Genomic DNA, 13,099 nt, shown 5'->3' on the forward strand with positions numbered 1-13,099 from the left:
CGAGTCAGGAGAATGCATCCAGCCCGGTGAGTTCGCTGGAGAGGGCCCAGAGCCGGGATGCGGAGTCGGGATCGACCGCCCACGGCTTGACGCCGCCGATGAGCATGTCGTCGGTGATCGCGGGCTCTGCGACGTCGCAGTCCTGGCAGTAGGCGCCGCCGTGCTCGTCGAGCAGGGGCGAGGTGGCCGCCCATACGGCCGTCGCCGCGCCCTGGGCCGGAGTCTTGAAACCGTCGGCGTGCCCGCCGTCCCGGGTGATCCAGCCCTGGGCGATCTGCTCTTCTTGGGGGATGCGCCGTTGCAGTTCAGTGAGGATGCTGCCGGGGTGCACCGCGAAGGCATGCACGCCACTGGCCGCGCCGAGGGTGTCGAGGTGGACGGCGAACAAGGCGTTGGCCGTCTTGGACTGCCCGTAGGCCGACCAATGGTCGTAGCCGTGGCGGAAGTGCGGGTCGTCCCAGCGGATGTCGGACAGGAAGTGCCCGGACGAGGCCACGGACACCACTCGTGCGCCGGTGGGGGGCAGTGCCGGGCGCAGCCGGTTGACCAGAGCGAAGTGCCCGAGGTGGTTGATGGCGAAGTGCGCTTCCCAACCGGAACCGATGAGCCTGTGCGGGTAGGCCATGACGCCCGCGTTGTTGATGAGGATGTCGAGGGTGCGGCCGGTTTCCAGGAACCGGTGGCTGAACGTCCGGATGCTGTCGGCGTCCGACAGATCGAGCTCTTGCACCTCCGTTCGCGGAACGCCGTACAGCGCCTGTCTCGCCACCGCAGGACGGCGGGCGGGCACGATGACGTGTGCCCCGGCGCGGACCAGCGCGCTTGTGGCCTCCAGGCCGAGTCCCGAGTAACCGCCGGTGACCAGGACGTTCTTGCCGGATAGCTGGATACCGGCCAGAACGTCGTTCGCTGTGCTGTGCGCGTCGAGTCCCGAACCGATCTTGTGTTGCGTGATTGCCATGCCTCGAACGTTAGAATCTAGACTGCAATCTAGGTCAAGCTAGGCGGAACGGCATGAGTAAGAACGCAACTGGAGACGGGCTTTCCATCGGCGACGTCGCGAAGGCGACCGGGCTGGGTGTGCACGCGCTGCGGTTCTTCGAACGGGAGGAGCTCTTCCTCCGCCCGATCCCGCGCACGGCCGGGGGGCAGCGGGTCTATGACCCGGAGGATGTGGAGTGGCTCCTGCTGTGCAACCGGCTGCGGGACTCTGGCATGCCCATCGCCGGCGTGAAGAGGTTCGCCCGGCTTGTTCGATCAGGTCCGGGCAACGAGCCGGAGCGGCTCGCGCTCTTGGAGGAGCATGAGAGAACCGTCCGGGACAAGATCGCCGACTTGACGGCGAGCCTGGAGATCATCCATGGCAAGGTCCTCACCTATCGCAAGCATGTCGAGGACGGAACCGCGGCCGGGCTCTGGTCGCCAACGCCGTCTCCATAGGCGTGGTCAAGATGCACCCCGCTGTGTGCGCGTCGGTTGCACGCGCGAGGTCAGGCAGCCGGCCGTCCGCTGCAGTTACCAGATCACATTTCATGACAAGTCATGTCGGGCCCTTGCAAAGCTGACACGTTCTCTTCACTCTTCTCCCCATAGGCGTAAAGATCAGCTCTACTCCATGGCGTGAAGGAGAGCGTGTGCCGTCCACCCCCCATTGGCGTGCGATCTTGATCGCGGTCGCCGCCGCTGTCACCCTCATCCTCCCCCAGGGCGTGGCCCAAGCCGCGCCCGACCCGGGAAAGATCAATCAATCCGTCCAGGCCGACCTGGCAGCGGACGGAAAGGCCACCTTCTGGGTACGCCTGAAGGGCACCGCCGACCTCAGCGGCGCCCGCCGGGCCACGACCAAGGACGACAAGGCCGAGCAGGTCTTCGAGGCCAAGACCGCCAAGGCCGGCAGCTCGCAGGCGGCCCTGCGCAAGCTGCTGGACTCCCACGAGGCCGACTACACCCCGTACTGGATCGTCAACGCCGTCAGAGTGACCGCCGACCCCAAACTGGCGGCCGAGATCGCCAATCTGCCGGAAGTGGACCGGATCGACCCCGTACGGACCGTGTCGCTGCCGAAGCCGGAGCCCGGCAAGGCCGTGGCGAAGGTCAACGCCGTCGAGTGGAACATCGACCGCGTCAACGCCCCACGCGTCTGGAACGAGCTCGGCGACCGCGGCGAAGGCATCGTGGTCGGCACCATCGACTCCGGCGCCCAGTTCGATCACCCCGAGCTGGCCGCCGCCTACCGCGGCAGGAGCCCTGACGGCTCCGTGAACCACAACTACAACTGGTTCGACCCGGCGCACATCTGCCCGAGCGCGGCGCCCTGCGACAACCTCGGGCACGGCACGCACGTCATGGGCACCATGGTCGGCGTCAACGGCATCGGGGTGGCGCCCGGCGCCAAGTGGATCGCCGCCAAGGGCTGTGAGGTCAACACCTGCACGGACGCCTCGCTGCTCGCCGCCGGCCAGTGGATGCTCGCCCCCACCGACCTGAACGGCGCCAACCCGCGCCCCGACCTGGCTCCCGACATCGTCAACAACTCCTGGGGCGGTGTGGGCTTCGACCCCTGGTACAAGGAGATCGTCGACGCGTGGATCGCCGCCGGCATCTTCCCGGCCTTCGCCAACGGCAACGAGGGGCCCGCCTGCCGTACCAGCGGCTCGCCCGGCCAGTATGTGAGCAGCTACAGCGCGGGCGGCTTCGACGTCAACAACGTCCTGTACGCCCGCTCCAGCAAGGGCGAGGGCGAGAACGGCGAGATCAAGCCGAACCTGGCCGCCCCCGGCGTGGACGTCCGCTCCTCGGTGCCCGGCAACGGTTACGACAGCTACACGGGCACGTCGATGGCCTCGCCGCACCTGGCGGCGACGGTGGCGCTGATCTGGTCGGCCTCGCCGGGGCTCCAGGGTGACGTGGCCGCCACCCGGCCGCTGCTCGACAGCACCGCGATCGACGTCAACGACACCAGTTGCGGCGGCACCGCCGCCGACAACAACGTCTGGGGCGAGGGCCGCCTGGACGCCTTCGCCGCGGTGTCGGCCGCGCCGCGCGGGGGTCTCGGCGACCTCAAGGGTACGGTCACCGCCGCGGGCGGCCCGGTGTCCGGTGCCACGGTCACCCTGTCCGGGCCGCTGAGCCGTACGGTGGTCACCGGGACGGACGGGACGTATGTCATCCCGCGTCTGCTGCCGGGTGACTACCAGATCGCCACGGAGAAGTTCGGCTACGACAAGGGCAGCGCGACGGCGACGATCGCGGCCGACCAGAGCACCACCGCCGACGTGGTGATGACCCAGAAGGCCACGGGCGTGGTGACCGGCGCGGTCACCACGGCGGGCACGCCGGAGCCGGGCGCCAAGGTCGAGGCGGCCGGCACGCCCGTCAGCGCGGTCACCGACGCCGCCGGCCGCTACCGGATGTCGCTGCCGAACGGCACCTACGACCTCACGATCACTCCGGCCTCCCGCTGCGCCAGCGCCGCCACGGCGTCCGTCACGGTGGCCGGGGACGTGACCAAGGACGTCGAGCTGCCGTTGCGCGGCGACGACTTCGGCTACACCTGCCGCAGCGCCGCCGCTCCGTACGTCGCGGGCACCGACAAGCTCGCGCTCTCGGGCGACGACGAGGCGCAGCAGGTGACGCTGCCGTTCCCGGTCCCGTTCTACGGGGTGGGGCAGAGCAAGGCGTGGATCAGCACCAACGGGTTCGCCACCTTCGCCACCGACAGGGTCGTCACCGGCAGCAACGGCAAGCTGCCCAGCGCTGGTACGCCCAACAACGCCGTCTACCCGTACTGGGACGACCTGGTGGTGGACGCCGACAGCGGCGTCTACACCGGCGTCACGGGGACGGCGCCGCACCGCCAGTTCGTGGTCGAGTGGCGCAACGCGAAGTTCTACTCGGCCACCGATCAGCGTGTCTCGTTCGCGGCCCTGCTGGGCGAGGACGGCACGATGAGCTACCGCTACAAGGACATCGAGAGCGAGCGCGACAAGGGCACCAGCGCCACGATCGGCATCGAGAACGCGACGGGCACCGACGCGCTCCAGTACGCCAACGAGGAGGCCGCGCTGTCCAACGGGCAGGGCCTGACGTTCATCGCGAGCAGGCACGGCCTGGTGACCGGCACCGTCACCGACGCCAACGACGGCAAGCCGTTGGCGGGCGCGACGGTGAAGGTGGGCGACGTGGCCACCTACACCACCGGCGAGGACGGCGCCTTCTACGGGCAGGTCCTGGCCGGCGACTATGAGGTGGTGGTGTCGAAGGAGAACTACGGCACCTTCACCAAGACGGTGACGATCGCGCCGACGACGGTCACCAGGATCGACACCGCGCTGGTCACCGGCCGGGTCAGCGCCTCGGTCAGCGAGCTGACCGTGGTGATGCCCACGAACGCGGCCAGGGCCCGCACGATGGAGCTGACCAACCTCGGCTCGCCCACGGCGTACACCGTCACCACCGACCCGGCGCAGAGCTGGATCGGCGTCACACCGACGGCGGGCGACCTGGCCAAGGGGCAGGCGGTCACGCTGAAGGTCAGCGTGTCCAGCACCGGCGTCCAGCCGGGCACCTACCGCTCGGGCAAGCTGATCGTGAAGTCGGCCAGCGGGCGGCAGCCGATCATCGAGGTCACGGTGACGGTCGTGGTGCCCAAGCTCCAGGTGGCCGTGGAGGCCGGCGGCACCAAGGCCGTGACCGACACCGCCGGCGACGCGTGGACGGCCGACAAGAAGTACAGCACTGGTGGCTACGGGTATATCGCCACCTCGACCCGTACGGCCACCTCGTCCAAGGCCATCAAGGGCACCGACGACCAGGCGCTGTTCAAGTCGGCTCGCGAAGGGATGCTGGAATACCGCTTCGACAACGTGCCGGCCGGGACGTACACCGTCGAGCTGGACTTCGCCGACGTCAAGTCGACGCAGATCGGCCGCCGGGTCTTCGACGTGCTTGTCGAGGGGCAGCTCGCGATCCCGGCGCTGGACCTGGCGCTGGAGGCGGGCACGTACACGGCCGTCAGCAGGCAGTACACGGTGAAGGTCACCGACGGCCAGCTCAACGTCCGCTTCGCCACGCGGCAGGGCATGACGATCGTCAACGCCATCCGCATCTCGGAGCGGCCTGACAAGGCCTCGTGAAAGAGCCAGAATGACCCGGGCCCGCCTCTAAGGCGGGCCCGGGAGGCTTTTAGCGGGCGCTGGTAAGTCTGCAGTATCGCAGGTTCGTCATCATTGTGAGGGGCGATCGTCCATAGCCGGGGAGGCCAGGGGCAGGGTGACCGAGACCTCGAATCCGCCTGACGGCTTCGGCCCGGCCGTGACCGTGCCCCCGTAGAGCTTGACGCGTTCGCGCATGCCGATCAGGCCGTGACCGTCCCCGTCCGGGGTGAGCGTCGGTCCACTGCCGTCGTCGGTGACGCGCAGCTTCAGCTCGGCGCCGTAATGGAGCGAGACCGCCACCGTCGCCGGGCCCGCGTGCTTCAGCACGTTGGTGAGGGCTTCCTGGACGCTCCGGTAGGCGCACAGGTCGATTCCCGGAGGTAGCGGGCGTACGGCGCCGGTGATCGACATCTTCACCGGCAGGCCGGCCGAGTTCACCCGTTCCACCAGCTGTTCGAGCCGTTGCAGGCCGGGTGCCGGGTCGTAGCCATCGGTGTCGTCGTTCGCTTCTATGCGCAGGACGGACAGCAGTCGTCTCATCTCGCCCATGGCCTCGCTGCCGGTGTCGGCGATGGTGGTGAGCGCGCCGCGCGCGGTGGCGGGGTCGGTGCCGAAGACGTACCGGGCGAGTCCCGCCTGGAGCACGATGACCGACATGTGGTGGGCGACCACGTCGTGCAGCTCGCGGGCGATGCGCACCCGTTCCTCCATGACGGCGCGCCGCGCCTTGTCCTCCTGCTCCTGGCGCAGCCGCCCGGTGAGGTGGGCCAGTTGCTTGTTGCGCTCGACCAGCATCCGGGTGCTGTTGCCGAACGTCCAGGCGACGGCGACCATGATGCTCACCTGCAGGACGTTCGGCCAGGCGAAGTCGGGCGGGGCGAGGAACGCGGCGTGCCACCAGATGGCCGTCATGGGAAGCACGCAGGGGAGCGACACGGCCGGCCGCCACCGGCTGGCCACGGTGTACAGCGCCAGCAGCGGCGCCACTTCGTTGAACCTGGAGTCGTAACCGGCCAGGTGGAAGACGAACGCCGCGGCGCAGGAGATCGCCAGCACGGTGAGGGATGCGCGCCGCCGCCAGGCCAGTACGAGGTTGGCAACCAGCGTCAATCCCACGCCGGCGGCGTCCAGGGGACGCTCCGCGTAACCCGCCTCGGTCCCGCCCACGGAGAACAGGAACGTCAAGGTGATGGCGGCGACCGCCGCGCCGAAAGCCAGGTCGACGATGAAAGGGTTCATCGCGGCCAGCCGTCTGAGGGACGACAGCAGCTTTACCCGCATCAGCGCATGTTAGCGGCGATCTCCGCGCGCCGCTGGACGGCTTGGGCGCGGACCATGCGTGCGTACAGGCCGTGCCGGTGGCCGAGCAGTTCCGGAGGCGTGCCCGACTCGGCCACGCGTCCGCCGTCCAGTACGACGACCGTGTCGAACGCGTCCAGGCCCCCGAACCGATGGGTGATCATCACCGTCGTCAGCCCCCTGCGACGCCGCAGAACCGCGTGGACGACCTCGCGTTCGGCCAGCGGGTCGAGCGCGGACGTCGCCTCGTCCAGGACCAGGACGGGCGCGTCGCTCAGGAGCGCGCGGGCGAGGGCGAGGCGCTGGCGCTCACCGCCGGAGAACAGTGCCCCACGCTCGCCGACCACGGAGTCGTAGCCGTCGGGCAGGGCCATGATCCGCTCGTGCATCCTGGTGGTCGTGCAGGCCGCGACCAGGTCGTCCAGGCCGGCGTCGGGGGCGGCGTAGCGGAGGTTGTCGGCGATGGAGCCCTGGAAGAGCAGCGCCTCCTGTGGGGCCAGGCAGACGCGCCCGCCGGTCCGTACGGAGCCCTCCGCCGGTTCGTACAGTCCGGCGAGCAGGTGGCCGAGCGTCGTCTTGCCCGATCCGTTCGGGCCGACGATCAGGGTGGCGGAGGCGGCGGGCAGGTCGAGGGTCACCTCGCGGAGCGCCCACCGGGTCTCGCCCTCCGGTCCCGCGTAGGCGTACGAGGCGCCCGCGACGCTCACCTCACCCGCCCCTGCTCCACCCACGGGCGGGGGCGGTCCCGGTGGCAGGTCCAGGTACTCGAAGACCCGCTCGAAGGCCGCCTGGGCGCTGCGGAACTCCGTCGAGATGTGCAGGATCTGCCAGAGCGGCTGGTAGAGCCTCGACTGCAGGACCACGAACGCCATGAGCGTGCCGGGCGTGATCCCGTCCATGAGCCCGGCCGCGACGAACACGATGTACGGAGTCAGGACGAAGAAGATGTGCCCCGCGCTCAGCACCGACTGAGCGGCCAGGCTCGCGCGGACGCCCAGCCCGGCCAGCCGTTCGCTCTCCGCGGCGAACACCGCGGCCTCGTGGCCGTCGCGCCCGTGCACCCGGGCGAGCGTGATGCCGCCCAGGGAGAGGCGTTCGGCGGCGATGGAGGCGATCTCCGCGCGGGCGCGCTGGCCGGCGGCGGAGAGGATCTTGAGCGCGCGTCCCGAACGGGCGGTGACCCACAGGATGGCCGGTGCCAGGCAGAGGGTGACCGCCGCGAGCCGCCACGACAGCGAGAACATCGCCCCCAGCGCGAACAGGAACCCCAGCAGGCTGCCGAGCAGGCTGGGCAGCGTGTCCTTGATCGCGTCCTCGATCTGGTCGGTGTCGTTGGCCAGCCTCGACTGGATCTCGCCGCTCCGGGCGGCGGCGAAGAAGCCCAGCGGCATCCGCTGCAGATGGCCGAACAGCCGCGTACGCAAGGAGTGGATGATCCGCTGGGCCATGCGGGCCGAGATCCACGCCTGGGCCAGGTCGACGCCCGCCGCCCCGGCCGCGACGACCGCCGCGACAGCGGCGATCAGGGCCAGCAGGCCCGGCCGCGGGCCGCCCGCGCCGAACAGGGCGCGGTCGAAGACGACCTGGGTGAGCAGCGGGACGGCCGCGTTCAGCGCGGAGAAGATCGCGACCAGCAGCACGACGAGCAGGACGGCACGACGGTACGGCGTGAACAGCCGGATGATCCTGCGGGTCGTCACGACGCCTGCCCTCTCGGAGATCTGGAAACGGCGCGCGGCCGATGCCAAGCCGCACGCCGTTATCTTCATCAGTTGGTGTCGGTGCAACCCGGGTGCTTGATGCAGTTGCTCAGCAGCGCCGACTCCGAGGTGCTCGGCTCACGCTCCTGCAGGTTCTGCAGGTCCTGAACGTCAAAAGACATGTTCTCCCCCCTCTCTGTTTCCGTTGATCTGGTTCCGTTCCTTCAGGTATCACCGCGCTCGAAGCGCGGTGAGCTCATGGGCTGGGCGACCGATGACGTCGTCGAGCATCCACAGGCGCGGATGTCCGTGACGCAGGCGCAGCAGGAAGGCGAGGACGCCCGCGGTCCCGCCCAGGTAGGTCGGCAGGATCCGGCCCAGGCGGTCGGGCACGTGCAGCTTGCCCGCGCGCCTGACGGCCCGCACCGTCAGGCAGGTGGCCAGATCCTCCGCCCATCGGTGGTACCGCGCGTCTCCGGTGAATTCGGCCATGTCGAGCAGGAAATCGCCTTCGCCCGGCAGGCCGTGGCACAGCACCGAGCCCGACTGCCACCTCGTCCGGTGTACGGCGACCGCCGCCTGCTCGGCGAGTTCCAGCGCGATCGGGTCGCCCGTGGCGTGCCAGTAGCGGATGAGGAACGAGCCGACGCCCGACGATCCGCTGCACCAGTGGGGGCGGCGCGGTCGTACGGACTCGGGCTCGTCACGCCGGTACGGCCACCAGGCCGCACCCCGTTCGACATCGGCGTGCGCGTAGAACGTGTGTGCCACCTCGCGCACGGTCTCCAGCCATTCCGCCTGGCCGAAGGCGACGCCCCCGTAGAGCAGGGCGGTGCCGATTCCCGCCAGGCCGTGGGCGAAGCCGAAGTGGTTGGTGCCGGCGAGGCTGGAGTCATGGGAGGCCGGTGTCAGCCATTGCGGGCGCCCCTCAAGGGAGGACCGCGCGTCGTGCAGGTTCTGGAGCATCCGCGCGGCCCGCTCGCGCAGCGCGGCGTCGTCCGCGCGGGTGGCCAGGCGCAGGGTGGCCATCGCGCACCCGGCCAGGCCGTGGGTCATGTCGGGGCTGGGATGGTCGGTCGGCAGCCGGTACGCGGCCCGCACCGCGAAGTCCCTCGACTCCGTGTCCCGCGCCGCCTCGTACAACGCCCAGAGAGAGCCGGATCGCCCGGCGTAGAGCCCGGACGGCCAGACGTCCTCCTCGTCGAGGCGGCGGCGGAGCCAGCGCGAGACGGTGTCGGCCTGTTCGGGCGGGAGGACCGGGAGGATGCCGGCCGCGCCGGCGCTCACCGCGCAGGGGTCGGCTTCGAGTCCATAGGTGATGTTGGGCCAGGGGGACGGGCTGCCGGGGCGGTCGTCCATGGTCTCGGCCAGCCAGGCGAGCCCGTCGGCGACCAGGTCGTCCGCGCTCACGCGAGACGGAAGAACGCGTCGCGCGAGGGGCTCTTGGCGCTTGGCCAGGAAGCGCGCGCAGGCGTCGAGCGTCCAGCGGTCCTCGGGCTCGGCGAGCAGGCCCGCCACCATGGGCCGGAGCACCGCCAGAGCGGGGTTGCCCTCGGCGACCCTGGCCAGGAGGTCGCCGGCGCGGGCGCCCCAAGCCGGGCCGGCCTCCTCGTCCTCCGCCAGGCCGAGCTCGGCGCCGACCGCGAGGAAGTACACCAGCGCGCCGAGGCTGTAGAGATCCGCCGCCCCTGTGGGTGCCTGGCGGAAGGCTCCGGAGTACGGCGCCAGCTCCGGCGCGAGATAGCCGGGGGTGCCGCCGATCATGACGGTGCTGTCCTGCTTGGCCGCGTACTCCAGGTCGACGAGCCGGATCTGGCCGTCGGGCAGGATCATGACGTTGCCGGGGGAGAGGTCCCGGAAGACGTAGCCCTGGTCGTGCACCTGCCGCAGCAGGGCGACCAGGCGTGTGACGACCGGTACGACCTGCTCGGCCGGGCAGCCGAAGCCGTCCCGGCCGAGTGGCGTCGCGTGCGCCTCCGTCCATCGGTGCGCGGTCTGGCCCGGCACCAGCTCCTCCGCGAGGAAGGCGTGGCCGCCCTGCTCGAAGGCGTCTACGACGGCCGGCACGCCGCCGGTGGTGGCGAGGTCGTCGAGAGCCGAACGTTCGAGAGCCAGCCGGTCCTTGGCGTCCCGGCCGCTGAGGTCGGAGGAGGCATGCGGGCGACCCTCCTTGATGACGACCTCGCGGCCGGTCTTCGTGTCTTCGGCGATGTACACGCCGCCCCTGTTGGCGTGTCTGATCGCCTCCCGCACCACGAACCGGTCGTTGAGCATGACCGCAGACGTCCCTTTTGTGGCCCTTTTCGCTGGTTCGGGGAACGGGCAGGCCGCGAAGCTCGGCGGGGTGAAGGAGGCCGCCCGTTCGTCGCGGACCAGCTGCCCTCCCGGAGCGCACAGCCGTACCTCGTAGAACCCGTCGTTGCCCAGCGTCCGGTGCCCGGAGTAGGCGCCATAGCGGTAGTGGACGAGGCCGCCCGCGCGGTAGGGCCGGTCGGAGAGGATCGCCGGGCCCGGCAGCCCTCTGGTGGCCTCGTCGAGGAGGGCGGCCAGGCGTACCGATTCGGCGTCACTGGTCGGGTAGGCGGTCACGAACTTGCCCGCCTGCGCCCGCGCGCAGTGCGGGGCGAGCAGCTCCCAGTAGTCGCCGAGCCGGTCGGGGAACTTGAAGGCGCAACCCGCCTCGATGAGCACCCGGGCGACCTGGGCCAGCACGAAGGGGGCCGACAGCATCGTGGCGGAGACGTGCAGCTTCCATCCCTGATCGGGCATCGGATAGCCGTCGGGAGTGACCCGGCACCAGAAATCGGCCGCCTCGATCGCCCAGCCGCCCTCGCCGGACCGGGCCAGCTCGTCGGTCACGAGGTCGCGCAGAATGGTCGCGTCCGCCCCCATGGCACTACCTCCCGAAGTCCGGCGCCGCTCCATAGGAGGGTGGCCGACGGGCCTTGCTTTTCGCTGACAGGGGCTGTCGGCGCCTGACCGATCATCAGAGGGGGGCGGGCGACGCCGCGGTTTTCAGCCCAGGATCGTCAGCTCAGGAACGTCGCGGTCGTCGTCACGAACCGGTCGGCGTCGTCGACCCACGGGAAGTGGCCCGCTCGCGGCTGAACGACGAACTCGGCGTCGGGGAACAGCCCGGCGTACTCGGCCACGACGCTCGGAGGCGTGTTCAGATCGACCTCGCCGGCCAGCAGCAGCACGGGCGCGTCGAACGCGGCCAGCGCCGCGCGGGTGGCGGCCGGGTCGTAGACGCCCTCGGCACCGAAGACCGCGGCGGCCTCGTCGTTTCGATGACCCTCCTGGGCGGCGTGGTGGGCCTGCGCGGCAGCGTCCCACCGGCCGTAGAAGAACGGGTCGATGGCCGTCCAGCTGTCGCCGGTGGCCTTGCCGCCCATGATCGCCTCAAGAGCCGCGAAGGCGGTCGCGAACCAGGGCTCGTTCTCGCGCAGCCGCGCGACCTCCAGCCGGGCCTCACCGGTGGCCGCGAGACCGACGGCGAAAGGGCTCGGCGTGATCAGCGCGAGCTTGCCCACGCGTCGCGGATGCCGGGCCGTGTACAGGGCCGCGAGGTTCGCGCCGGCGCAGTGCGCGAGCAGGTCGATCCGGTCAAGACCGAGGTGCTGGCGCAGTGCCTCGACGTCGTCGACCAGCCGGTCACAGCGGTAGGAGGTGGCGTCCTCCGGGGTCGCGGACCGGCCGGTGCCCCGAGGGTCCACCATGATCAGCTGTCGATGCGCCGACAGGCCGCCGAGCTCGCCGAGATAGTCGGCGTCCTGCATCGGGCCGCCCGGCAGGCAGATCAGCGGGGTGCCCGCTCCGAACACGTGGTAGGCCAGGGTGGTTCCGTCAGGTGCGGAGAAGGCAGGCATGGCGTGGATCCTGTCAGCGGCGTTTCGGTCAGGGCGAACGATTATCCCGAGCCCCGGCCAGTGCCCCACGGCTTGAGGGTCAGGTGGTGACGATCGCCGTGTTCTCCCCCACAAGCGCGAGAACGACCGCCGTGTCGAGCAGCAGCGAGGGGATCAGCCGGACCCGGAACACCGCGAGAACGGCCGCCACCTCGTGCGCGTGAGCCGTGTCGATCACCGGGACGGGCAGGCGGGCGGCCGCGGCGGCGGCGTCGGCCAGTACCCGCTCGCGCGCCGCGGCGTACTCCGCGCCGCGGGCGATCGGCTCCAGTCGCCGCCACACCTGTGGCATGAAGCCGCCGATCGCGCGGTAGTAGCTCAGCACCCGGGGATGACCGTGCACGGCGCGGATCTCCTCGTACACCCGCGCCAGTTCCTCGCCGGGCGGAGTCCCGTCCGGCACGATGTTGACCGCTTCAGGGGCGACACCACGCGGGCCCGGATCGGGGGTGGTGCCGTCGAGCGCGAGGGCCGCGGAGGCGCCTGCGGTCAGCCCCCGGTACCAGCACGAGGCCAGCAGGAGGATCTCGGGCAGCAGCCGGTGGAACGTGATCGTGTAACGGCGGATGTCATCGGCCGCCGACGACTCCTCCGGCGCGGGCAGCAGCCCGGCCGGCACGCCCAGCCCCGCCGCGGCCTGCTTGAACTCGGGTGACCCGATGACGGGCTTGAACCGGTTCCAGGCCGGGACGAGGTAGTCGGGGTAGTTCGCGAGCGCCTGGAAGATCGGGCTGACGAACGGTACGCCCAGGTAGCCCGGTACCTCCTCGATCACCTGGGCGGTTTCGGGGGTCAATTCGGGCCTGCCGGGCAGCGACGGCAGGAGCACCGCGCCACGGGCGGCATCGCCGGGCTCCGTCGTGATGATCGCCTCAGTCCGCGGGCCGACCGATGAGGAGCGCTTCGAAGATTGCATGCAACGTAGGGTACAAACTTGGATCCAATTGCTCAAGGTGGTGTTTCAGCTCTGTTTCCGGCCGTTACCGGATGGGCCACGAACACGCTCCCGACCTGTCCGGGAGCGTGTCGGGTCAAT

8 protein-coding genes are annotated in these 13,099 nt (G+C 70.4%); 2 read left to right on the forward strand and 6 right to left on the reverse strand.

Annotation, left to right across the window (positions count from 1 at the left end; all coding sequences use genetic code 11):
- Window positions 1–4: 4 nt before the first annotated feature.
- Window positions 5–961: an SDR family NAD(P)-dependent oxidoreductase gene (locus AB0J16_RS07755; protein WP_358535754.1), complete on the reverse strand. Its 957-nt coding sequence runs from the start codon at window positions 959–961 to the stop codon at window positions 5–7.
- A 53-nt stretch (window positions 962–1,014) separates the two neighbouring features.
- Between AB0J16_RS07755 and AB0J16_RS07760 the strand changes: the two genes are divergently transcribed.
- Window positions 1,015–1,440 carry a MerR family transcriptional regulator gene (locus tag AB0J16_RS07760; RefSeq protein WP_357947537.1) on the forward strand — a complete coding sequence of 142 codons (426 nt, stop codon included), beginning with the start codon at window positions 1,015–1,017 and terminating at the stop codon, window positions 1,438–1,440.
- Window positions 1,441–1,634: 194 nt separating this feature from the next.
- Window positions 1,635–5,135, forward strand: a complete 3,501-nt coding sequence (locus AB0J16_RS07765) for a S8 family serine peptidase (RefSeq protein WP_358535756.1) — start codon at window positions 1,635–1,637, stop codon at window positions 5,133–5,135.
- A gap of 90 nt (window positions 5,136–5,225) precedes the next feature.
- Here the strand turns inward: AB0J16_RS07765 and AB0J16_RS07770 are convergent, their stop codons facing one another.
- The 5 genes from AB0J16_RS07770 to AB0J16_RS07790 all read right to left on the reverse strand — a co-directional run bounded on the left by AB0J16_RS07770 (window position 5,226) and on the right by AB0J16_RS07790 (window position 12,979).
- Window positions 5,226–6,437, reverse strand: a complete 1,212-nt coding sequence (locus AB0J16_RS07770) for a sensor histidine kinase (RefSeq protein WP_358535758.1) — start codon at window positions 6,435–6,437, stop codon at window positions 5,226–5,228.
- Window positions 6,437–8,155, reverse strand: a complete 1,719-nt coding sequence (locus AB0J16_RS07775; protein ID WP_358535761.1) for an ABC transporter ATP-binding protein — start codon at window positions 8,153–8,155, stop codon at window positions 6,437–6,439. The genes AB0J16_RS07770 and AB0J16_RS07775 overlap by 1 nt, the downstream gene beginning before the upstream one ends.
- 231 nt (window positions 8,156–8,386) lie before the next feature.
- A complete protein-coding gene (gene lanL / locus AB0J16_RS07780) occupies window positions 8,387–11,047 on the reverse strand; it encodes a class IV lanthionine synthetase LanL (RefSeq protein ID WP_358535763.1) in 2,661 nt (886 codons plus the stop codon).
- Window positions 11,048–11,184: 137 nt separating this feature from the next.
- Entirely contained in the window at window positions 11,185–12,024 is an 840-nt protein-coding gene (locus tag AB0J16_RS07785) for an alpha/beta hydrolase (protein WP_358535765.1), read from the reverse strand.
- Between the two features lie 79 nt (window positions 12,025–12,103).
- Complete coding sequence (locus AB0J16_RS07790; protein ID WP_358535767.1) at window positions 12,104–12,979, reverse strand: halocarboxylic acid dehydrogenase DehI family protein; 876 nt, start codon at window positions 12,977–12,979, stop codon at window positions 12,104–12,106.
- Between the last annotated feature and the right edge of the window lie 120 nt (window positions 12,980–13,099).

The organism is Nonomuraea sp. NPDC049750, assembly GCF_040659625.1.
Lineage (GTDB): Bacteria > Actinomycetota > Actinomycetes > Streptosporangiales > Streptosporangiaceae > Nonomuraea.

Bases quoted from the DNA above. Each gene is read 5' to 3' on its own strand.
- AB0J16_RS07755 (WP_358535754.1), bottom strand. From the start codon at position 961: ATGGCAATCACGCAACACAAGATCGGTTCGGGACTCGACGCGCACAGC.
- AB0J16_RS07760 (WP_357947537.1), top strand. From the start codon at position 1,015: ATGAGTAAGAACGCAACTGGAGACGGGCTTTCCATCGGCGACGTCGCG.
- AB0J16_RS07770 (WP_358535758.1), bottom strand. From the start codon at position 6,437: ATGCGGGTAAAGCTGCTGTCGTCCCTCAGACGGCTGGCCGCGATGAAC.
- lanL (WP_358535763.1), bottom strand. From the start codon at position 11,047: ATGGGGGCGGACGCGACCATTCTGCGCGACCTCGTGACCGACGAGCTG.
- AB0J16_RS07785 (WP_358535765.1), bottom strand. From the start codon at position 12,024: ATGCCTGCCTTCTCCGCACCTGACGGAACCACCCTGGCCTACCACGTG.
- AB0J16_RS07790 (WP_358535767.1), bottom strand. From the start codon at position 12,979: ATGCAATCTTCGAAGCGCTCCTCATCGGTCGGCCCGCGGACTGAGGCG.